Origin of the sequence: Mycobacterium paraffinicum (genome assembly GCF_025822865.1) — a bacterium.
Lineage (GTDB): Bacteria > Actinomycetota > Actinomycetes > Mycobacteriales > Mycobacteriaceae > Mycobacterium > Mycobacterium paraffinicum.
This window is the reverse complement of sequence record NZ_JACKUR010000017.1, coordinates 38,857-59,980: the sequence shown is the minus strand read 5'-3', so window position 1 is coordinate 59,980 and position 21,124 is coordinate 38,857. Positions and strand designations below refer to the sequence as shown.

The 21,124-nt window shown below is 65.7% G+C and carries 19 protein-coding genes and 1 pseudogene; 6 read left to right on the top strand and 14 right to left on the bottom strand.

All coding sequences use genetic code 11. The features are described 5' to 3' along the window. Nucleotides 1–117: 117 nt before the first annotated feature. Nucleotides 118–1,293 carry an acyl-CoA dehydrogenase family protein gene (locus H7J89_RS08090; protein WP_264040826.1) on the bottom strand — a complete coding sequence of 392 codons (1,176 nt, stop codon included), beginning with the start codon at nucleotides 1,291–1,293 and terminating at the stop codon, nucleotides 118–120. A 242-nt stretch (nucleotides 1,294–1,535) separates the two neighbouring features. Between H7J89_RS08090 and H7J89_RS08085 the strand changes: the two genes are divergently transcribed. From H7J89_RS08085 to H7J89_RS08075, 3 genes are all read left to right on the top strand, one after another. Then, nucleotides 1,536–2,186, top strand: coding sequence for a TetR/AcrR family transcriptional regulator (locus H7J89_RS08085; protein WP_264040817.1), 651 nt, complete (start codon nucleotides 1,536–1,538; stop codon nucleotides 2,184–2,186). Between the two features lie 237 nt (nucleotides 2,187–2,423). After that, nucleotides 2,424–3,272 carry a mycofactocin-coupled SDR family oxidoreductase gene (locus tag H7J89_RS08080; RefSeq protein ID WP_264040808.1) on the top strand — a complete coding sequence of 283 codons (849 nt, stop codon included), beginning with the start codon at nucleotides 2,424–2,426 and terminating at the stop codon, nucleotides 3,270–3,272. 19 nt (nucleotides 3,273–3,291) lie between these two features. Next, the gene (locus H7J89_RS08075; protein WP_264040883.1) at nucleotides 3,292–4,122 is read left to right on the top strand and encodes an SDR family NAD(P)-dependent oxidoreductase; all 831 of its coding nucleotides are present in this window, start codon (nucleotides 3,292–3,294) and stop codon (nucleotides 4,120–4,122) included. Here H7J89_RS08075 and H7J89_RS08070 read toward each other — a convergent pair. The 9 genes and pseudogenes from H7J89_RS08070 to H7J89_RS08030 form a co-directional block, all read right to left on the bottom strand. After that, nucleotides 4,119–4,928, bottom strand: coding sequence for an SDR family NAD(P)-dependent oxidoreductase (locus H7J89_RS08070; protein ID WP_264040801.1), 810 nt, complete (start codon nucleotides 4,926–4,928; stop codon nucleotides 4,119–4,121). The two genes, H7J89_RS08075 and H7J89_RS08070, sit on opposite strands and share 4 nt — an antisense overlap. Nucleotides 4,929–4,934: 6 nt before the next feature. Then, the gene (locus tag H7J89_RS08065; RefSeq protein WP_264040793.1) at nucleotides 4,935–7,352 is read right to left on the bottom strand and encodes a CaiB/BaiF CoA transferase family protein; all 2,418 of its coding nucleotides are present in this window, start codon (nucleotides 7,350–7,352) and stop codon (nucleotides 4,935–4,937) included. Continuing rightward, nucleotides 7,352–8,345, bottom strand: a pseudogene (locus H7J89_RS08060) (enoyl-CoA hydratase/isomerase family protein). The gene H7J89_RS08065 and the pseudogene H7J89_RS08060 overlap by 1 nt, the downstream one beginning before the upstream one ends. Nucleotides 8,346–8,347: 2 nt before the next feature. Then, entirely contained in the window at nucleotides 8,348–9,466 is a 1,119-nt protein-coding gene (locus H7J89_RS08055) for a M24 family metallopeptidase (protein ID WP_264040785.1), read from the bottom strand. Beyond that, entirely contained in the window at nucleotides 9,456–10,715 is a 1,260-nt protein-coding gene (locus H7J89_RS08050) for a M24 family metallopeptidase (RefSeq protein WP_264040765.1), read from the bottom strand. The genes H7J89_RS08055 and H7J89_RS08050 overlap by 11 nt, the downstream gene beginning before the upstream one ends. Nucleotides 10,716–10,726: 11 nt before the next feature. After that, the gene (locus H7J89_RS08045; protein ID WP_264040876.1) at nucleotides 10,727–11,788 is read right to left on the bottom strand and encodes an amidohydrolase family protein; all 1,062 of its coding nucleotides are present in this window, start codon (nucleotides 11,786–11,788) and stop codon (nucleotides 10,727–10,729) included. A gap of 159 nt (nucleotides 11,789–11,947) precedes the next feature. Beyond that, nucleotides 11,948–13,195 carry a cytochrome P450 gene (locus H7J89_RS08040; protein ID WP_264040748.1) on the bottom strand — a complete coding sequence of 416 codons (1,248 nt, stop codon included), beginning with the start codon at nucleotides 13,193–13,195 and terminating at the stop codon, nucleotides 11,948–11,950. 1 nt (nucleotide 13,196) lies between these two features. Continuing rightward, complete coding sequence (locus H7J89_RS08035; RefSeq protein ID WP_066958072.1) at nucleotides 13,197–13,391, bottom strand: ferredoxin; 195 nt, start codon at nucleotides 13,389–13,391, stop codon at nucleotides 13,197–13,199. 11 nt (nucleotides 13,392–13,402) lie between these two features. Beyond that, nucleotides 13,403–14,068: a TetR/AcrR family transcriptional regulator gene (locus H7J89_RS08030; protein ID WP_264040729.1), complete on the bottom strand. Its 666-nt coding sequence runs from the start codon at nucleotides 14,066–14,068 to the stop codon at nucleotides 13,403–13,405. A 207-nt stretch (nucleotides 14,069–14,275) separates the two neighbouring features. Between H7J89_RS08030 and H7J89_RS08025 the strand changes: the two genes are divergently transcribed. Beyond that, nucleotides 14,276–14,920 (top strand): PAS domain-containing protein, encoded by a 645-nt coding sequence (locus tag H7J89_RS08025; protein WP_264040723.1) that lies wholly within the window; start codon nucleotides 14,276–14,278, stop codon nucleotides 14,918–14,920. 20 nt (nucleotides 14,921–14,940) lie between these two features. Here H7J89_RS08025 and H7J89_RS08020 read toward each other — a convergent pair whose 3' ends face one another. Further along, nucleotides 14,941–15,759: an SDR family NAD(P)-dependent oxidoreductase gene (locus tag H7J89_RS08020; RefSeq protein ID WP_264040704.1), complete on the bottom strand. Its 819-nt coding sequence runs from the start codon at nucleotides 15,757–15,759 to the stop codon at nucleotides 14,941–14,943. Nucleotides 15,760–15,921: 162 nt separating this feature from the next. Between H7J89_RS08020 and H7J89_RS08015 the strand changes: the two genes are divergently transcribed. Together H7J89_RS08015 and H7J89_RS08010 are read left to right on the top strand one after the other, a co-directional pair. Further along, nucleotides 15,922–16,689: an SDR family oxidoreductase gene (locus H7J89_RS08015; RefSeq protein WP_264040697.1), complete on the top strand. Its 768-nt coding sequence runs from the start codon at nucleotides 15,922–15,924 to the stop codon at nucleotides 16,687–16,689. A 156-nt stretch (nucleotides 16,690–16,845) separates the two neighbouring features. Beyond that, nucleotides 16,846–18,486 (top strand): multicopper oxidase family protein, encoded by a 1,641-nt coding sequence (locus tag H7J89_RS08010; protein WP_264040688.1) that lies wholly within the window; start codon nucleotides 16,846–16,848, stop codon nucleotides 18,484–18,486. Here H7J89_RS08010 and H7J89_RS08005 read toward each other — a convergent pair. From H7J89_RS08005 to H7J89_RS07995, 3 genes are read right to left on the bottom strand one after another with little or no spacing between them, the layout of a single operon-like run. Then, nucleotides 18,483–19,307 (bottom strand): alpha/beta fold hydrolase, encoded by an 825-nt coding sequence (locus H7J89_RS08005; protein ID WP_264040682.1) that lies wholly within the window; start codon nucleotides 19,305–19,307, stop codon nucleotides 18,483–18,485. The genes H7J89_RS08010 and H7J89_RS08005 overlap by 4 nt on opposite strands. Beyond that, nucleotides 19,307–20,296, bottom strand: a complete 990-nt coding sequence (locus tag H7J89_RS08000) for a cyclase family protein (RefSeq protein ID WP_264040676.1) — start codon at nucleotides 20,294–20,296, stop codon at nucleotides 19,307–19,309. Before H7J89_RS08000 ends, H7J89_RS08005 begins: the two co-directional genes overlap by 1 nt. After that, complete coding sequence (locus H7J89_RS07995) at nucleotides 20,284–21,111, bottom strand: coniferyl-alcohol dehydrogenase (RefSeq protein ID WP_264040669.1); 828 nt, start codon at nucleotides 21,109–21,111, stop codon at nucleotides 20,284–20,286. The genes H7J89_RS08000 and H7J89_RS07995 overlap by 13 nt, the downstream gene beginning before the upstream one ends. Nucleotides 21,112–21,124: the final 13 nt, after the last annotated feature.

The following is a 21,124-nucleotide window of genomic DNA, read 5'->3' as shown; positions in this document are numbered from 1 at the left end:
GCCCACAACGACGACCCCAAACCGTACGTATGGACCGCCACCGCCGAATCCATCCTCGCCAAGGTTGCGCGCGGACGGATCGCACTCGAAAAAGTCAGCTAAATACAGGACACACCACTAGTTCCGGGGCAACCCCAGCACGCGCTCGGCGATGATGTTCCGCTGAATTTCCGACGTGCCGCCCGCGATCGTCGCGGCGAAGCTGCGCGCGTATCGGTCGAACCAGCTGCGGTAATGGCTGTCGAGGTTCAGCGGGGCGAATGGAGCGGTCACCGCGCGGTACACCAGCCCGTCCGCGTGCGCGGCGTCCAGCGCGTCCTCGGACGCCCGTTGCAGGGCTTCGGATCCCAACAGCTTGAGCACCGACTGGGCAGGTACGTCCTCTTCACCGCGAGCGGCCCGCGATAACGCCGCGGACCCCAGGAGCCGCAGCGCGTGGGCGTCCATCACCAGGGTGGCGTAGCGATCTCGCTCCAGCGCGCTCGAGGGGCGGAAATCGATGCTCAATTCGTGCAACAGGTCGACGTATCCCATCCAGAGCATGACGCGTTCGTGTCCCAGCGAGCCGGTGGCCACCCGCCACCCCCCGTTGAGTTCGCCCACCAGATTCTCGGTCGGCACCCGCGCGTCGGTGAAAAACACCTCGTTGAAGTCGACTTCGTCGCTGTCGCACATCGACGCGAACGGGCGGCGCGCTACACCCGGTGTATCGGTCGGGATCAGCAACACGCTAATGCCCTTGTGCTTCGGCGCCTTTGGATCGGTGCGCACGAAGGTCAGCAGCACGTCGGCATCGTGGGCGCCCGACGTCCACACCTTCTGCCCGTTGACGACGAAGTGATCACCGTCAAGCACCGCACGTGTTTTCAGCGATGCGAGGTCGGAGCCGGCCCCGGGTTCACTCATTCCCAGCGCCGCGGTGATCTCGGCCCGCAGAATCGGCACCGCCCATTTCCGCTTCTGTTCGGGTGTGCCGAAGGTCAGCAACGAGGCCGCAATGATGCCCACGCCTTGCGGATTGAAGCTTTGATAGATGCGCCGCCGTCCGAGCTCCTCCAAGTAGACGTATTGCTGCAACAGCGTGGCGTTGCGTCCGCCGAACTCGGGCGGATTGCCGGGAAGCAGCCATCCGCTGTCGAACAACAGCCGTTGCCAGCGTCGGGCCCATTCGGGCACGTGCGAGCTAGAGCGTGGCCGCTCGAACGCCTCGGCGTCGGTGGGTAGGTGCGCGGCCAGGAAGGCGATGAATTCGGAACGGAACGCCTCGACGTCGGCGTCAAAGGTGAGCTGCACGCGACTCCCCGGGACGGTCGTGAGCACTGCCGGATGTCGGTAGATCACGATTTCCGCCGACCGCGCGGTTCGCTCTTGTGATTACGCTTCCATACACACGTCTAAGAGAATAGTATTCTCATGACGAGAAAGTTACAATCTCCGACACATGATCCGTGAGGGGGTCGAGCGCAGCGATGTCACGGCGTTCTCCGGTACAGTCCAATCATGTTCTCCCCGCGCGGCAATCAGCTGAGCCGGCCGTGACCAGCCCGAGCGAAGAGCCCGCCTGGAAGCAGCGCGCCGTCGAGAGGTCGATCAAGACGGCGAAATTGCGAGCCGCGCAACGCGTTCAGCGCTTCCTCGACGCCGCGCAGGCCATCATCATCGAGAAGGGCTCCACGGACTTTACCGTGCAGGAGGTCGTCGACCGTTCCCGCCAGTCGCTACGCAGCTTCTACCTGCAGTTCGACGGCAAGCACGAGCTGCTGTTGGCGCTGTTCGAGGACGCCTTGAGCCGGTCCGCCGACCAGATTCGCGCCGCCACGGAAAGCCAGGCCGATCCGCTGGAGCGGCTGAAGGTGGCCGTGCAACTTTTGTATGAGGCCTCCCGTCCGGATCCGACCGCTAAGCGCCCGCTGTTCACCGACTTTGCGCCACGGTTGCTGGTTACCCATCCCGCCGAGGTCAAGGTGGCGCATGCCCCCCTGTTGGCTTTGCTCACCGAATTGATGGAAGCGGCTTATGACGCCGGCAAATTGCGCGCGGGCGTCAACGCGAAGCGGATGGCCGCGATGACCATGCAGACTGTGATGTTCATCGCGCAATCCAGCGGCGGCTCCGACGACGCGACCGTCCATCCCATTACCAGCGAAGAGGTATGGGATTTCTGCTCACGCGGCTTCGTCGGCTAGCGGATTCCCGCTGCGCCGTCACCCATGCTGGACGTGATCAAATACCGCACGTCATTTGCTGCTGAGAATCCGATTCTCTAATATTAAGAATCACAAATAGCCAAAACGGATTCGCCGTTGACACCCAAGAGCGGGTGGTGACAGAGTGCAAAGGCGGCGAGGTGCACAGGCCGGGGGCACGCGGCATCGGCTGTTCACGCTGAGGCATGCGATCACTAGTCAGGAGTTGAGGTAGCCATGACCGGACGTGTTGAGGGCAAAGTCGCTTTCGTCACCGGAGCGGCGCGCGGCCAGGGCCGCAGCCACGCGGTGCGGTTGGCGCAAGAGGGTGCCGACATCATCGCCATCGACATCTGCAAGCCCATCCGCGACGGCGTGACGGACACCGCGATCCCGGCTTCGACGCCCGAGGATCTCGCCGAGACGGCCGACCTGGTCAAGGGACACAACCGCAGGATCGTCACCGCCGAGGTCGACGTGCGCGACTATGGGGCGCTGAAAGCCGCCGTGGACAGCGGCGTCGAACAACTCGGCCGGCTCGACATCATCGTGGCCAACGCCGGGATCGGCAACGGCGGCGACACTCTGGACAAAACCAGCGAAGAAGACTGGACCGAGATGATCGACATCAACCTGGCCGGGGTGTGGAAAACCGTGAAAGCCGGTGTACCGCATCTGTTATCGGGCGGCAGGGGCGGTTCGATCATCCTGACCAGCTCGGTCGGCGGCCTGAAGGCCTACCCCCACACCGGTCACTATGTCGCTGCCAAGCACGGTGTCGTCGGGTTGATGCGCGCCTTCGGGGTTGAGTTGGGACAGCACATGATTCGCGTCAACTCGGTACACCCGACCCATGTCAAGACACCGATGCTGCACAACGAGGGCACCTTCAAGATGTTCCGCCCGGACCTGGAGAATCCCGGTCCCGACGACATGGCGCCGATCTGCCAGCTGTTCCACACCCTGCCGATTCCATGGGTGGAGCCGATCGACGTCAGCAACGCGGTGCTGTTCTTCGCCTCCGATGAAGCCCGCTACATCACCGGCGTGACCCTGCCCATCGATGCGGGTAGCTGCCTTAAGTAGCATCCGGTCTGTGAACGGAATTGCCGGATTTGAAGGTCGCGGAGCGGTCGTCACGGGCGGTGCCAGTGGCATCGGCTTGGCCACGGCCACCGAATTCGCCCGCCGGGGGGCCCGCGTGGTGCTGTCCGACGTCGATCAGCCCGGCCTGGAGGAGGCGGTAACCCACCTGCGCGCAGGGGGATTCGACGCGCACGGGGTGGTGTGTGACGTCCGCCATCTCAGCGAAATGGTTCACCTCGCGGAGAAATCTTTTCGCCTGCTCGGCCGCGTCGACGTGGTCTTCAGTAATGCCGGCATCGTGGTCGCGGGCCCGATCGCGCAGATGACCCACGACGACTGGCGCTGGGTCATCGATATCGACTTGTGGGGCAACATCCACGCCGTCGAGGCCTTCCTGCCGCGGCTGCTCGATCAGGGCACGGGCGGGCACCTCGCGTTCACCGCGTCCTTCGCCGGCCTGGTTCCCAACGCCGGCCTCGGGGCGTACGGCGTCGCCAAGTACGGCGTGGTCGGCCTGGCCGAAACGCTGGCCCGCGAGCTCAAGGATGACGGCATCGGTGTTTCGGTGCTGTGCCCGATGGTGGTGGAGACCAAGCTGGTCTCCAACTCCGAACGGATCCGGGGCGCGGACTACGGGCTGTCGTCTTCGCCGGAGGCGGCGGACGGGACGCTACCGACGCAGGACGAGGGCGTCGGTGTACGAGATGTCGCCCGGTTGACGGCGGATGCGATTCTGGCCAACCGCCTGTATGTGTTGCCGCACGAAGCCGCCCGCGCGTCGATCCGTCGTAGGTTCGATCGCATCGACCGCACCTTCTCAGATCAGGCCGCCGAAGGGTGGAGCCACTAGCCGGACGGGCCAAGCCGGTACTCGCCCGTTTTCGGGTCGTGATACCAACCGCTCGCCGCGTGGGTGCCGCCGTCGACGTGCAAAGTCTGCCCGGTCAGGTATGCCGACATGTCGGATGCGAGAAATACTGCGACGCTGGCGATTTCGTCGACGTGACCCGGGCGGCCCAGCGGCACCACGTGGCCGATTCGGGTCAGCGCCGCCTCGCCGCCGAGCTGCGCCAGCCCCTCGGTGAGCGTGATGTCGGGCGCGATCGCGTTGACCCGGATGCCGTGCGGCGCCAGTTCGAGCGCCGCGGTCTGGGTGTAGTTGATGACGCCCGCCTTGGCCGCCGCGTACGCGGCGTAGCCCGGTGCGGCGCGCACCCCCTCGATCGATGTCACCGAGACGATGCTGCCGCCGACGCCGGCCGCCACCAGCTGCCTCGCGATGCGCTGCGTGCACAGCAGCACGTGGCGCAGGTTGGCCCGGTAGAGGGCATCCCAACCGTTCTCACTGGTCTCCAGCAGCGGTGACGAAAACACCCCTCCAGCGTTGTTGACCAGGATCGTCGGAGTGCCGAGTTCGGCGTTCGTGCGCTGCAGCGCGTCGTCCACCTGGCCGCTGTCCCGGACATCGGTCACGATGCCCAGGGCGCCAATGGATTCCGCGGCCTGCGCACAGGTTTGCGGGTCGCGCTCCCAGATCACCACTGTCGCACCGAAGGCGGCGAGACCGGCCGCGACGCCGCGACCGATGCCCGCCCCCCCGCCGGTGACCACCGCCACCCGGCCGGTAAGCATGATGTCCGAGGGATCGATTGCCATCGTCGGTCACATCGCCGGTGCGCAACCGATAACGCCGTCCGCCTCCAGGTCGGCGATTTCCGCGCCGTCCAACCCCAGCTCGGCCAGCAGTTCATGGTTGTGCTGCCCCAGCAGCGGCGCGTGCTGGGTGTGGAATTTCGACAGCCCCGCGGACAGCCTCATCGGCACGGTGCTGAGCCTAGCCGGGCCGTTGACCGGGTGGTCGACTTCCTCGAAGAAGCCGCGAAACGCCAGCTGATCCAGTTCTGTTTGGCGGTGCGGTTGCATGACCTTGGCCACCGGAACGCCGGCGCTCCAAAGAGTAGCGACGATCTCGTCGCGGCTGCGTCGCGCACACCACGCGGCCAACCGTTCGTCGATGGCGTCCTCATGCTCTTTCCGGCCCCGTGCGCTGGCCAGCTTGGGATCCCTTGCCCATCGGGGTGACCCGATCGCGGCGCACAGCCTCTTCCACTGCTCGTCGGTGCTCACCGCGACCGCGACCCAGCTGTCGGGCCGGCCGAACTCGTCGATGTCGTTGCTGCGGTAGAGGTTTTGCGGCACCGCCGTCGGTCCCCGGTTGCCCGCGCGTTCCAGCAACGCCCCGTACGCGGAATATTCGATGGCCTGCTCGGCGGCGATGCTGAGCGCGGCATCCACCATCGCCGCTTCGACGAACACACCTTCGCCGCTGCGGCGCCGGTGCTCCAGCGCCAGCAGCAAGGCATTCACGGCATGCATGCCCGCATTCGGGTCACCGATCGAGTACGGGTCATACGGTGTGCGGTCGGCGTATCCGGTCAGCCACGTCAATCCGGACGCGGCCTCGATGACATACGCGAATGCCGGGTTGTCGCGCCATGGGCCGTCCAGTCCGAAGCCGGGCATCCGCACCATCACGACATCGCGCTTGATCGATTGGACCGCGGTGAAATCAAGGCCCATCTGGTCGAGCACGCGGGGCGTGAAGTTCTCCACGACCGCGTCGCAGGTCGCGATGAGCCGGCGCAGGAGATCTCGGCCGCGCGGGCTTTGCAGGTCCAGCGTGAGGCCCTTCTTGTTGGTGTTCAGTGCCGCGAAGATCGGCGACTTCTCCCACCACTGGCTCTCGCTGACGGGCACCCCCGCGATCAGCCGGGTCCCGTCCGGACGGCGGGTCGATTCCACATGGATGACTTCCGCACCAAGCATCGCCAGAAAGTGGGTGCAACAGGGGCCGGCCCAGAACGTCGTCATGTCCAGCACGCGAATCCCACTCAGGGGCAGCCGATTCCCGTCTCCGGTGGGCACGGGCCGGGGCGTCAATTTTGCGGTCCGGTATTGCGCCGTGTGCTCGCCCAGCCGCGGTGCGGGTTGCGGCCGGCGAAGCCGCGCGGGCGTCATCCGGTAGGGATGGCCCGGCTGCTGGAAGCGGCCACCCGGGTTCTCGACGAACGAACCGCGCTCGCGGAACTGGTCGAGCGATGCGACGTTGGCACCGTTGGCCACCGGGGCGTTGGGGATTCGGAAGGCGGTTGCGAGTTCGCGTATCTCGTCGACCGTGTTGCTTTCGAACCACGCGTAGATTTCGTCGGCATTGAGATTGGCCCGCTCGGTGATCGTCAGCGATGAGTCCTCGTCGATCCATTCAGGGTGCCCGACCATCGCGCACAAGTCGAACCACTGCTGCGCGGTCCCGCATCCGACGTCCACCAGTCCGTCCTTGGCGCGCGCCACACCCGGAACGGTGACGCGGCGCGCGTCCCGCCAGGGCCGCCCGAGCATCTCGAAATAGGTGACGGGATAGTAGGTGAGGGAAAGGATCTGCGTTTCCAGCATCGACAGGTCGAGGAGTTCGCCCGGGCCATCGTCGCTCCGGCCGTGGCGCGAAGCCAGCATGGCCGCGCTCGCGTAGGCCCCGGCCAGATACTCGCCGACCTGCCCTCCCACGAACACCGGTGCGCGGTCCGCCTCGCCACGTCCGAGGCCGACGATCCCGCCAGACCATGCCTGCAACGTGAATTCCGTGGCCGCCCTATCGTGCCAGGGCCCCTCCAGTCCGAACGGCGTGATCGACATGACGGTGAGGTGCGGATGGCGGCGGTGCATGACCGCGGGTGCGAACTCGGGGTGCGCCGCGACTCTCGAACCGGCGGACCACACCACTGCATCCGCGGCCGCAAGCAGCCTGTCGACCAGCTCGACGTCGACATCGAGCTGTGTATCCGCGACGACGCTGCGCTTCGACCCCGCCAGAAAGCTGAACAACGCCCCGTCGCCGCCGGGCGATATGGCGGCGCCAGAGGCTGACCAGGAGCGCAGCGGATCGCCTTCGGGCGGCTCGACTTTGACGACGTCCGCTCCACCGTCGCCCAGCAACTTAGTGCAGTAGGCGCCTGCGATTCCGGTGGATAGCTCAACCACGGTATAGCCGGCCAGCGGTGGCTCGATGGTGGACTCCGCCACTACCGCTTCCGCTTTCGATTCGGCTCCTTCTTGGCGCCCCCGCTCTTGCGTCCCTTCTTGCTCAGGCGCCATTCCTGGGGGAACTTGTCATCGTTGTCTTTCACCGCCGGGGCCAGACCCCGGTCGATGGCATCACCGAGCATGAAGTCGCCGCCGTCGGGTCGGACGGCACTGCCCATCGACTCCGAAGAATCCGCTGAGCATGCTGCCCATGTACTCGCCCTGAAACTGTTTCATGATCTCGAAGAAGACCTTCTGCATGAAGACCGTGTCGGTGGGGCGATTGCGCGCGCAGGCCAGCGCGTACTTCTGCACCTCCGCTTCCAGCTCCGCTCTGGGGACCACGCTGTTGAGAAAGTTGCAGTCGTACATCTCCGCGGCGGTGAAAGCCCTTCCGGTGAACACCATTTCCTGGAATTTCCGGATCCCCATCGTCTGCGCCCACCACCACATTCGCGGCCCCCAGCCGTAATACCGGAAGGAGGGATGCCCAAAGAGCGCGTCGTCGCTGGAGATCACCAGGTCCGCGTCGGCCGCTTGGTAGAAATGCCAGCCATAGCAGTAGCCCTTGGCCTCGAGGATGCTGATCTTCTTGAAGTCCTGCAAGCCCCTTATCCCCGAGTTCGGGTTGGCGTACCACTGGCCCAGGGTGGCACCCCGCCGAAACGAACCCTCGGGCGGAAAGCTGATTTCGTCGTCGCCGATCCGGTACTCGGCGAGCCGGTGCTTCGGGTCCGCGGAGTTCTGCGCCGCCATTTCCTCGACCAGATCCGCACCCGAGCCGAGATCGTCGCCGGCCCCGCGGACCACCAAGACCTTGACCTCGTCGTCGATGGAGGCGCGGTGTAACAGGTCGGCGTAGCGCAGCCTGGCGGCGATCGTGGGCGCATTGAGTTGGCCCGGTCGATCGAACGTGATGGTGGCGATGCGGGTCTCAGCGTCCTTGTGGTACCTGACGATCTCCTCCGCCGGAGGTTTAGGCTTGCCGTCCATGGCTATTCGCGCCAAGCAGGACTGTCGGTCAGTACCTCGGAGCCCTCGGCGGTGATCAATACGGCTTCCCGCCCGAAGACCGCACCGATTCCCTGTTCCCAGACGTAGCCCGTCACGGCCAGCACCATGCCCGGATCCAACCGTTCCCCGGTCGCGGTCGCCGGCAGGTGCGTTGAGATCACGGGCGGGTCAAAGCCCATGCCCAGCCCGCGGGCCACCGGCATCGGCGGTGGCGCCTCACCGGCGGCTTGGTAGGCCCCCAGCAATTCGGTCGCGGCGGCGCCCGGACGGCATGCGGCCCGCAGCCTGCCCCACAGGCTGTCCCAGCGTCGATACAGGGTGGCTGCGCCGCGCACGGCGCCCACCGGCCACGTGCGCCCAACCTCGCCGATGTAACCACCGGCCAGCACACCGGCCGAAAACGCCACCAGGTCGCCGTCTTTGACCCGGCCGTCACCGGTTGCCCGCCGCCACGGATGATCGGGTGACGTCACCCACGCGACATCCTGGTTCGACGGGGTACTCACGCCGCCGGCAGCGACCGCCTCCAGCAGGACACCGGCCAGCGCCTGCTCCGTTACCCCGGGCCGCAGTTCGGAAACGGCGGCGGCCAAACCCGATTCGGCGACCGAGATCGCCTCCCGCAACGCAACCACTTCTTCGGCCGTCTTGATGCGCCGGGCGGCCCGCATCGCCAGTTCGCCGTCCACGAGCTCCGCATTGGGAAACGCCGTCGGCAGCAGTTGTGCGAAAACCGGTGATATCGCGTCGGTTCCAACACGTCGGGCGGTGGCTGCGCCGTCGATGCGCCGCAGCGCCGACATGGTGTTCATCGGGTTCCACGAGATGCCGTACAGGTTCTCATGTGGGATGTCGTCGGGGATGCCCTCGTCCCAGGTGCTGAGGAGATGGATCGCCCCTGTCGCGCGCACCAGCACACAGGCCGGGCCGAACGGCCGGGTTCCGGCGACCCACAACTGTGGTGCGCCGGTGACGTAGCGGACGTTGGCCTGGCGGCCGAGGACCAGGACATCGAGGTCGTGCGCTGCCATCTCATCCAGCACACGCTGGCGGCGGCCCGAGCGCAGCGCGCGATCGTCAGGGCAAACTTCAATTGACATGGGAGCCATAGGGGTCATAGGGGTCATAGGGGTAGTCGGTCAATCGGATCCAGCCCTCCTCGGTGATTACCAGGACCTCTTCGCTGCGGTAACCTCCGGTGCCGTCTTCCCACACCACGGGCTCCAAGACCAGCACCATGCCGGATTGCAGGACGAAGTTCTCGTCGAATTCCTGGCCGAGATCGGTCCCGATCATCGGCATTTCGGCCGCGTTCACACCGATGCCGTGACCCAGGTAGAAGTGCGGGAGCCACGGCTTGCTACCGCCGTTGGCGTTGATGGCGGCCCGGCCCAGATCCGCCGCCGTGGCGCCGGCCTTGGCGACACCCAGCACGGCGGACATGATCGCGAACCATTTGTCGAGCTGCGCCTGCTGGCGCGGCGACGGGTCCCGGCCGACGATCCACGTGCGTCCGAAGTCCGAACAGTAACCGTGGTAGGTGATGCTGACATCGGTCCACAGCACGTCGCCTTCGGCCAGTTCGCGCTCGGTGCTCAGCAGGGGCAGCGCCAGGTCGCCGTGTGTGGTCCATACGCCGGCGGCCTTGCTCGGCGGCATCACCTGCCAGATCGGTTCCAGCATGCTGGCCGTGGCACCCAACTCGAAGGCGCGCCGCAAAAAGCTTGCGGACAGGTCGATCTGGCGGACACCCGGGGCGAGGCGCTTCTGAACCTCGACCATCGCCTCGTCAGTGATCCGGATGGCGGTGCGAATGCAGGACAGTTCGTCCGGTGTCTTCACCGCCTTCGCGGCGCTGACGATGGCCGCGGCATCGATGGGCGCACCGCCGCGGAACAACGATTTCGCGGCGCGCGACATGGCGCCGGTGCACTCATCGACCGCGATCACCGCCTGCGCCGGAATCAGGTCGGCCAGCAAGCGCGCGAAATCCTGGACACCCTCGTCGAATTCGAGATACAGCGGCCCGTGCAGATGGTCGGCGGGCAGATCCGACTCCGACGCAGCGCCCTCGCGGAAGGGCAGGAACAAATGCGGCCATTCATCCCCGGCGAGCACCACGGCCACCGGCCGTTCCACATAGGACAGGCCTGCATCACCCAGCGGCCAGCTGGTTCCGGTGGCATAGACCACCGCGCTGTTGCCCAACAGGATCAGTGCATCGACGCCGCGCTCGGCCATCGCCGAGCGCAGCCGAGTCCCGGTCTCGCGACGCATCCGGCCCAGGTCGGGCGTCTCGGGGATCAGCAGGCTACTGGTGCGCGCGCCCGCGTGCGCGAACGTCGTCATCGGCCCCTGCCCTACAAGCCCAGGAACTTGGTGACGTTGCCGCTCACTATTTTCACCGCGTCCGCGGGCCCGACCGCATCGACCACGGCGGCCAGTGACTTCTCCGAATAGCCGTAGGTGCTTTCGTTGTGCGGGTAGTCGCTGGACCACATCACCTTGTCCACACCGATCTTGTCGATCAGCTGCAGTCCGAGCGGGTCGACCATGAACGACGCGCTCATGTGATTGTCCCAGTAGTACCGCACGTCGTGCTGCAACGGGCGATTGAACATGTGCTGGTATGAGGCCACCAGGTGCTCGGCGTCCTGCAGGGCCCAGGGAACCCACGCGATGCCACCCTCGAACCAACCGATCCGCAGGCCCGGGTGATCGTCGAGTATGCCACCAAAGATGTACTTGGAGAAGGTCTCCCGGAAGCCATCGATGTTGATCATCATGCCGACGACGACACTGTTGAACTCGGTCGGGCTCTTTGGCGGCGTTTCCCCGATGTGGTGCGTAATGGGCAGACCGGCGGCCTCGATCTCGTCCCAGACCGGCCTCATGGAAGTGCTGGAGTAATCGATCGGGTTACCGTCATCACCCTTGCCTGGATTCAGCGGCATAAGGAAGGTCTTGAGCCCCAACGACTTCAGCTCTTCCAGGGTCTTACGGGTGCCCTGCGGGTCCCACCAGTTGATCAGCCCGGCGCCGTAGAAGTGGCCGTTGGAGCGCTCCTGCAGTTCGGCGATGTACTCGTTGTAAATGCGGAACGCGAGCTCACGCAGATCCTTGTCCGGATAGTGGAAGAGCGCCAAAATCGCGTTGGGGAAGGCCAACTCCTTATCGACCCCGTCGTCGTGCAGTTCCTGGATGCGGGCCTCGATGTTGGTGCTCGCCGCGCCGGGCAGGTCGTCGTACTGCATCAGTACCGCGCTGAAGTCACCCGGCAGGAACGACTGTCCCTTGCGGCCGACCTGGTAGGCGCCATCCTCGTACCAGATTCGCGGCGCCTTGTCCTTGAGGTCGTCCGGAAAGCGTTGGTAGAAAATGTCGTCCGCCAGAGAGATGTGATTGTCCGCGGAGAACACCACGGTTCCCGCCGGCAGGCCGACATCCGCGCCCGACGCGTGGCCGCGCCGGTCCTTCGGGGCGCCGAAGCCTTCAGGTGGGTAAAGCGAAACGGTGCTTGTGTGAGTCGTCATCATTGACCCTCCATTCGGATCGGCATTTTCACAGTAGCGACCTGGGGGCTACCAGGTCACGGGAAGTTCGTAGACGCCGTAGGCGAGCCGGTCGTCCTTGAGGGGTACGTCCTCGACCGGGACGGCCAGTTCCAGCGTGGGTACGCGGCGCAACAGGGTGCGGTAGACGATCTGCAGCTCGGCGCGGGCGAGCTGCTGCCCCACGCACTGATGCCGGCCATAGCCGAAGGCGACGTTGCGGTCGGCCCCCGAGCGGTGCAGGTAGAGCCGGTCGGGTTCGGCGAAGGCCTGCGGATCCCAGTTGGCCGGGGCCAAGTCGATGATGATGCCTTCGCCGGCGCGGATCGTCTCCCCGGCGATATGGATGTCCTCGAGCGCGACGCGGCGCTGGCCGTTCTGAATGATGCTGAGATAGCGCAACAATTCCTCGACCGCGCTGGCGACGACCTTGGGATCCTCGGCATCGCGGATGACTGCCAGCTGGTCCGGGTTCACCAGCAGCGCGAGCACCCCGAGTCCGATCATGTTGGAGGTGGTTTCGTGCCCGGCGATCAGCAGACCGGTGCCCAGCTGGGCGGCCTCCTTCACGCTGAGCTCGCCGGCCTTCACCCGCTCGGCAAGGTCGGAAACCGCGTCCTCGGCCGGGTTGTCCAGCTTGGCCTCGACCAGCTGCGCGAGGTACTTGTGCAGGCTCATGGCGCCCTTGACGGTGTCCTCACCCGTCGCATAACGCGCGAGTCCGACGTTGGCGTGGTGCTGGAACATGTCGGCGTCTTCGTACGGAACGCCGAGCAGCTGGCTGATCACCAGCGACGGGACGGGCAGCGCCAACGCGGTGACCAGGTCGGCGGGGCGGGGGCCGGCCAGCATCGCGTCGATGTGGTCGTCGGTGATCTGCTGGATGGTCGGACGCAAACCTTCAACGCGCTTGAACGTGAAGGGTTTCGACAGCATGCGCCGAAATCGGGTGTGCTCTTCCCCGTCGGCGGTGAAGACCGATCGCGGACGCTTGTGCACGGTGGACAACATGCCCGCATTCCAGTGCGGAAACCCGGGCAGCCGGTCGTCGACACTGACCCGCGAGTCCGAGAACAGCTCCCGCACTTGCTCATAGCCGGTGACGAGCCACGGTGTGCTGCCGTCCCAGATCCGGACTCGGGCCAGCGGGCGCGCTTCGGCCAGCGCCATGACACCCTGCGGCGGGGCGAAGGGGCAGCCCGCCTGCCTCGGCATCGGGTAGTCCGGGATTTCGGGGGCCGCCTCGGCCGCAGAAGTGTTCGTCAGCGTCTCTGACATGTCATTCCTCGATGTGAATGGCCAGTGCGGGGCACGCCGCGGCAGCTCGCCGCGCGCCCTCAGCCTGTTCGGAAGATGGATTGGGGTTGAGCAGAACGACTACACCGTCGTCGTCACGCTGGTCGAACACCTCGGGGGCGTTCATCACGCAGTTTCCCGATGAAGCGCAAACATCTTGGTCGACAGTAACTTTCATCTGCAGACCCTTCACTCGTACGGTGTCACGGGCGCCAGCCACAGACCCACGATCGCGTCGATGAGACCGGATGCGGCAGCCCGCCAGGATCGCTGGGGCGGCGAGGCGCCCGCGGCAAGCGCCCGTTCCCGATCGGCGCAAGTGTGCATCAACAGGTTGCGGGCCATGATGTTTCGTTCGAAGCGCACCTCGGACGGCAGGTCGGGCAGACAGCGGTTGATGCCCTCGACGACCTGAACCAGGGACGGCGAGCTGAGGGCACCCTTGACGATGATGTTGTAGTACGCCGGATCGGTCATCGCCTGCGCCGCGAAACGCGCGTACCAGGTGGGGTTGCCGAGCTCTTCGAGGTGATCGGTGAGCGGGCGCACCAGGCACGCCACCCAGTCCCTCATCTCGGTCGAACCACCCGATTCGCGTAGCTCGCGGACCATCTGCTCGCGCAGCTGCTCGACCGGACCACGATGCTTCTGTTCGATCGCGCGCACCAGGTCGGCCTTGGTCCCGAAGTGGTAGCCCACCGCGGCGTTATTGCCCTGACCCGCGGCCTCGCTCACCTGCCGATTCGATACCGCGAACATGCCGTGCTCGGCGTACAACCGCTCGGCCGCGACCAGGATCGCTTCCTGGGTTGAGCTGGCCCGCTCCGTGCGAACGGCCCGGCCGATGGTGGTCATGCGGTTAGTCAACCGTGCGCCGTCGATTAAGTCAAGCGATTGATTTAATTCGGGACGGTGTAGTTCGGCGATCTCCACTTCGGTGCCGCATAGCGGACAACGGGTGACAAAGGTCCCTCGCCCCCAGCCGCCCCACTGGGCGACGATGGCTTCTTGCGCGGCTGCAACGTGGCGGTGTCAGGACGGTAAATCATTGCGGGGGTAGTCATGTTGTCAGCGAGCCGAGTCTCGGCAATCGAGGAGTCGGCGTGGTTTCAGTCCAAGTGGGCTCCCTACCTGTTGACCGATGCGAATTTGCGCATCCGCGCGGTGAATCCGGCCTGCGAGCGCGTGTCGGGGCACCCGCGGGAGGGCCTGCTCGGCAACCAGCTGTTCGACGTCTTCCCGGATAACCCCGGTGATCCGGAAGCGGACGGAGTGGCCAACGCTTCAGCGTCGCTGGAGTTGGTCCTTCGTCGCGGGATCCGGCATTGGCTCGGGGTGCAGCGCTATGACATTCCCGACTGGCGGAATCCGGGCGAGTTCATCTACAAGGTTTGGACGCCGGTCAATTCCCCGATCAAAGAGGGCAAGAAGACCGTTGCCGTGCTGCAGCACGCCCAGGACGTCACCCGCGTCGTGCCGCCGGCGCCCGCCGATCGCGCGTATCCGAAACTGTTCGAGTTGAGGAGCGCGGCCGAGGTGCTGGGTCGCCAGTTCCCCGACCTACCCCCCGAGGCTGTGCTCAGCGTGCTGGCGCATTCCCACGACGTGATCGTGGAAAGCGCTGGCGTGGAAGACCTTAAGCGGGCGGAAGCCCTGGCCAAGCTACGGCTGGAGACCCACGCGGGACATCCCGCGGAAGGGCCCTGACTCAGCCCTCATCTAAGCCCTCACTCACCCTTGCGCGACTCGTTGCGGGGGCGGATCACCTTCCCGGCGGAAGTCCCCCCGTCTACCGGCAGCACGGCCCCGGTGACATAGCGGGACCGATCGGTGGCGAAGTACAACGCCGCCTCGGCGACGTCCTCGGGCGTGCCCTCCCGCTTAAGTGGCCGGTCGTCACGCATTCCCTGGCGAATCCGCGCCTCGAACCCCGCGAGCTCATCGGGGCCCAAGTCAACCGCCGACGAAGCCAGGATCGGCGTGGGGATACTGCCCGGCGCGATGGCGTTGACCCGAACTTCGTGGCGCGCCAATTCAATTGCCGCGGACTTGGTGAACTGGATGACCGCGGCTTTGGATGCCCGGTAGATCATCACCCCGCCGCCTGCCTGGATGCCGCCGATCGACGTCAGGTTGATGATCGATCCGCCACCGGATTCGGCCATGTGCCGGGCGGCGTCGCGGGTCCCGGCCATCACTCCCAGGACGTTGACCCCCATCACCCGGTGGAAATCGGCCAGATCGTCGTCGAGCAGTCGGCGCAGCGGGCTCGAGATGCCGGCGTTGTTCACCATGACGTGCAGACCGCCGAATTTCTCCACGGCGGTGCCGATCAGCGCCCCGACCTGTTCGGGATCGGAGACGTCGGTCCGCCGAAACGCGGCGACGGCGCCCAACGTTGCGGCCAGTTCCTCTCCCCGGTCGGTCTCGGTGTCGGCGATGACGACCCGCGACCCCTCGGCCACAAACCGTTCCACTATTCCGCGCCCGATGCCGGACGCACCGCCGGTGACGATGGCAACCTTGCCGTCCAATTCGTTGACCACCCGATGAGTTAATCGGCGCCTAGCGCGTTAAGTCAAGCAATTGATTTAAGGCGCTACCCCGGCCCGGGCGCCACCTGGTGCAGACTTTGAGGGTTCCGCTCGGCTTGCGCAAGCGCCATGCTGAGTGGGCCAGTTCATCGGGAGACTCGGGGAGGCGCGCTCATGAAGGTATTGGTCGTCGGTGGCAGCGGACTTATCGGAAGGCAGGTTGTCGCCCAGCTGACCGAGTTGGGGCACGAGGCTGTCCCGGCCTCGCCGAGTTCGGGGGTTAACACGGTGACGGGCGACAGCGTCGCCGAGGCACTCACCGGCGTCCACACGGTCGTCGACGTCTCCAACTCGCCGTCCTGGGCCGACGACGATGTCCTGAACTTCTTCACCACGTCCACCCGCAACCTGCTCGAGGCGGAGCGGGCCGCCGGCGTACAACACCATGTCGCCCTCTCGATCGTCGGAGCCGACCGGACGGCCGAAAGTGGCTACATGCGGGCCAAAACCGCCCAGGAGAAGGAGATCGTGGAATCGGGATCTCCGTATTCGATAGTGCGGGCGACTCAATTCTTCGAATTCGTTGACGGCATTGCCGATTCGATGGCGGACGGCGACACGGTTCGCGCACCGCACGGGGCGTTCCAGCCCATCGCCGCCGCGGACGTCGCCACGGCAGTGACCCGCGCGGCGACCGGCGATCCGGTCAATGGGGTGATCAACATCGCCGGCCCCGAGAAGCAGGGTATGGACGACTTCATCCGGACCCGGTTCACCGCAACCGGCGATGACCGCCAGGTGGTCACCGACAATGACGCCCGCTACTACGGTGCGGTGCTCGACGACCGCAGCATCGTCCCCGTCGATGGCGAAGACGTGGTCGTCTACCCGACCACATTCAGCGTCTGGATGGCTTCCAGCGCGCCGAGTGACACCCGTTAGGAAACAACACATCGAGATTGCCGTGCGGGCTGTCATTGTCCTCCGCGGCATGGCCCTGGCGGCAATCCCGACATCCACCACGTAGGTAGTTGCGCTGAGCCCCGCGGCCGAGCACGGTATAAGGCGCCGGAGATCGATGACGACGAGGAGCGATCAATGCCTGTGCGACCCACACCCGGCGCCCCCGTCGACAAATCGCGCCTCACCAGACGCGGATTCATGGCCGCAGGCATCGCGGGCGGATTCGGGTTGGCGGCGTGCAGTCAGTCCAAGCCCGCACTATCGGGCAACGCCCAGATGTCCGCGGCCATCGCCGCGGCCGAGGCCGCCCGGCCGCATAGTGGCCGCACCGTCACCGCCAGCCTGACCGCCCAGCAGGTCCAGGTCGACCTGGGTGGACCGGTCGTCCGTACCCTGGCCTACGGAAACACCATCCCGGGCTCGCCGATCCGCGCCAGAATCGGCGACGAACTAGTCGTGACGGTGAGTAACCGGCTCGACCATCCGACGTCGGTGCATTGGCACGGCATCGCGCTGCGCAACGACATGGACGGCGCCGCCCCCGCCACCCCCAACATTCCTGCCGGCCAGGACTTCACCTACCGGTTCTCGGTCCCGAATTCGGGCACCTACTGGGCCCATCCGCACACCGGTCTGGACGCCGACATGGGCCTATACCTACCGGTCATCGTAGACGACCCCACCGAGGGCAACTATGACGCCGAATGGATTGTGGTCCTTGATGATTGGACCGACGGCGTCGGAAAATCGCCGCAGCAGCTCTACACCGAGCTGACCAGCCCGAACAAGCCCGCCCCGTCAAGCGCCCCCGAGACCACGTCAACAACACCGTCGACCACTTCGACGACCACGACAACCAGTGAGACCTCGACGACATCGTCCACCAGTGAAACCTCGACGACGTCGGCCAGCCCCACCACGTCGAGCAGTCCGACCGCCCCGGCGGCCGGGAGCGTCGGCAGAAGTGATCTGCTCGGCGGCGACGCCGGCGACATCGCTTACCCCTACTATCTGGTCAACGGCCGAGTTCCCGCCGCTCCCATGACTTTCAGCGCGAAGCCCGGGCAGCGTATCCGGATCCGTTTCATCAACACCGGTTCCGACACCACGTTCCGTGTGGCGCTGGGCGGTCATTCGATGACCGTCACCCACACCGACGGCTACCCCGTGGTACCGGCCCAGGTCGACGCCCTGCTCATCGGCATGGCGGAGCGCTACGACGTCATCGTGACCGCCGCCGACGGCGTTTTCCCGCTGGTCGCACTGGCGGAAGGAAAGAATGCCGTGGGGCGGGCGCTGTTGTCGACCGGGGCGGGCAGCGCGCCCGATCCGGGGCTTCAACCGCCCGAACTCAACCGGCGGGTGGGCACGGTGGAAATGTTCACGGCGACAACGCCCGTCAACCTGGGCCGGCCCCAGCCCGGCCTCAACCTACCGGTCGTGCTGGGCGGCAACATGACCCAATACAACTGGACGATCAACGGAAAGCCCTACAGCGCCGCGGAGCCGCTGCACATCCGAGAGGGAGAACGGCCCACCATCACGTTCGACAACGCCAGCATGATGTATCACCCGATCCACCTGCACGGCCACACGTTCCAACTGATCAAGGCCGACGGCAGCCCCGGCGCACGCAAGGACACGCTCATGGTGCTGCCCAAGCAGAAGCTGCTCGCCGTGCTGGTGGCCGACAATCCGGGTGTGTGGATGTTGCACTGCCACAACACTTATCACCAGGAGGCCGGCATGCAGACCCGCCTGGAGTATGTCTTCTAGACTGCGGCGGCGAGGAAGTCGAGCAGCAGCTGGTTCACCGTCGTCGACTGCTCGATCTGCGGGCAGTGGCCGGCCTTGTCGACCACGACTGAACGGGCGCCGTGGATCTCCTTGGCTACCTGCGCGGCCCACCCGGCCGGAAGGAGCTTGTCGTCTCCGCCCTCGACGACGAGCGTCGGCGCGGTGATGCGCTCGTAGGGCCGGCCGCTCGAGGGCGTGCCGGACGGTGTGGCCCCCGGGCGACGAAACCGGGCCGCGGCGACGGCCTCCCACGCTCCGGGCGCGGTGCTCGACTCGTAGCGGCGCCGCACGTAGTCATCGTCGGCGGGATAGCCCGGGTCGTGAAACAGGGCCTCGACGATGCGCCGCATGCCGGGCAACGTCGCGTCGTATTGCTGTAGCGCCTCAAAGTGTTGATTCTGTTGAATTTCGCCGCCCCCGCAGATGATCGTCAGGGTGCGGACAGGCAGTAGCGGTGCGTCCGAGGTGGCGTCGGTCAGCAGGTTGATGGCGCCCATCGAGTTGCCCACGAAGTGCGCCGAGTCGACGCCGAGTAACTCGCAGAACCGCGCCACGTGCCGGATCCGCATCCCACGTCCGTCAACGAAGTCGATGACCTTCGCCGACTGCCCGAAACCCAGCTGGTCCGGCGCCAGCACCCGGTATCGCGCGGCGAGCGCGGCGATGTTGCGTTCCCAGCCGAGTTCGGCGCTGGCACCGAACTCACCGCCGTGCAACAGCACCACCGGGTCGCCGTCACCCGCTTCCAGATAACTGGTGATCAGCCCGTCGACCGTGGCGGTTCTGCGCTGGATCTGCATCACTTGATCGCTATCGGATTCACCGGTGAGCCAACGGCCCCAACGAATCTCAGAGGCGGCGCGACGAGCTGAAAGTCGTAGACCCCGTCCTCGGCACAGTCGGCCGCCAGCGCGGTGAGGTCCCAGTACTCGCCGAGCATGAGCCCCATGTCGCGCAGGCACAGCAAATGCAAGGGTAAAAATGCGCCCTCGACATCGGATACCAGGTCCTCGACCTGGAGGTTGTCCGAGGCGACCGCCGCGACCTCGTGGTCGTGCAGCCACGAGGCGCAGCGCCAGTGCAGACCGGAGAATGGCTCCGTCTTGTTGCCGGTCTGCAAGAACCTGGTCCACCAACCGGTCCGGATCAGCACGATGTCGCCGCTCTCGAGCGTCAATCCCTGGGCGCGAACGACGTCATCGAGCTCCTCGGGAGTGATCGGATTACCCTGTTCGAGAAAGACTTCCGCGTTGCGGTGACGGACGAGGTCCAGCAGCACGCCTCGCGACGTGATGCCCTTGACATCAACCTTGTCGATGCTGCAGTGGTAGGCCCCCAAGCTCGTCACGGATCCCGACGAAAAGCCGTTGTAAAGCTTGTCTTCGTAGTAGACATGCGACAACGCATCCCACTGGGTGGCCGCCTGCAACGGCATGATGATCATGTCCTCGTTGAAGCGAAACAGGTTGTCGACGAAGTAGTTGCCCAACTGCCGCGCCGTCGGGTTTTGCGTCCACTCGGGACCATACTGGGGAAGCGAGCTCGCATCCCCACCGTCCACGGTCATGAGAAGCATCGGGTTGTGCCGAAAACCGAAGGCACCCTGTGGCCCAGACGAACCGAAGTCGACGCCGAGCGGAAACACCTTGCCATGCCGAACCAGACTTGCGGCCCGGGCAATCTTATCCTCGGTAATAAAGTTCAGTGTGCCGAGCTCGTCGTCGTCTCCCCACCGTCCCCAATTAGAGACGTCACGCGCGACCCGGCGAAAATCAGTCAAGTCGGCCACGGGGCTCCTTCCTCAAGCTCACGAGCGATCGCGGCGCCCACATTGCCACCGTCGACCCAGATGATCTGTCCCGTGATATAGCTCGCCGCAGCACTATTCAAGAAGAGCAACACCGCGGCTTGCTCGGCGGGATAGGAAACCCGACCCAACGGCTTCGGGATGTCATCCAGGAAACCCTGACCGTACGCCGTGCGCAGCTGATCTAAGATCGGGGTCTCGGTTACCCCGGGACCGGTGCAGTTGATGCGGATTCCCCGCCCGCCGAGGACGGTGGCGCTTCGCATCGTGTAGAGGATGATCGCTTCCTTGGAGAACTGATAGCCGCCGCCCGCGAGCGCGTCGGGGTGAGCGTGGCACCAGTCGATGCCCTCCCGCATGGTCGCGGTGTTCAGTAGCGGCGCCACCGACCGGAGATGGTCGCGGTATGCCGCCGCCGCCAGTGACGAGACGCTCACGATGGACGACCCCGCCGGCATCCTCGGAATCAGCGCCTCGGTGATATGCCGCAGCCCAAGGAAGTTGATGGTGACGACCAGTGACGGGTTGCCGATGCCCGACGAGACGCCGGCGACGTTGAAGAGCGCGTCGACGTGCCCCTCGACGGCGACGACCGCTGCGTCGATCGATCCTTGGTCGGCAAGGTCGACCTCGTGAAAGTCGTTGATTTCGAAGGCTGGCGGCCGCTTGTCCAGTCCGACGACTTCGGCCCCCAACTCCGTGAGCTGGCGCACCACGTGTTCGCCGATGCCCGACGCGCAGCCGGTCACCACCGCCCGGCGCCCGTCGTAACGCCACAGCTCGTCGATTCGTCCCAAGACTCAACCGGCT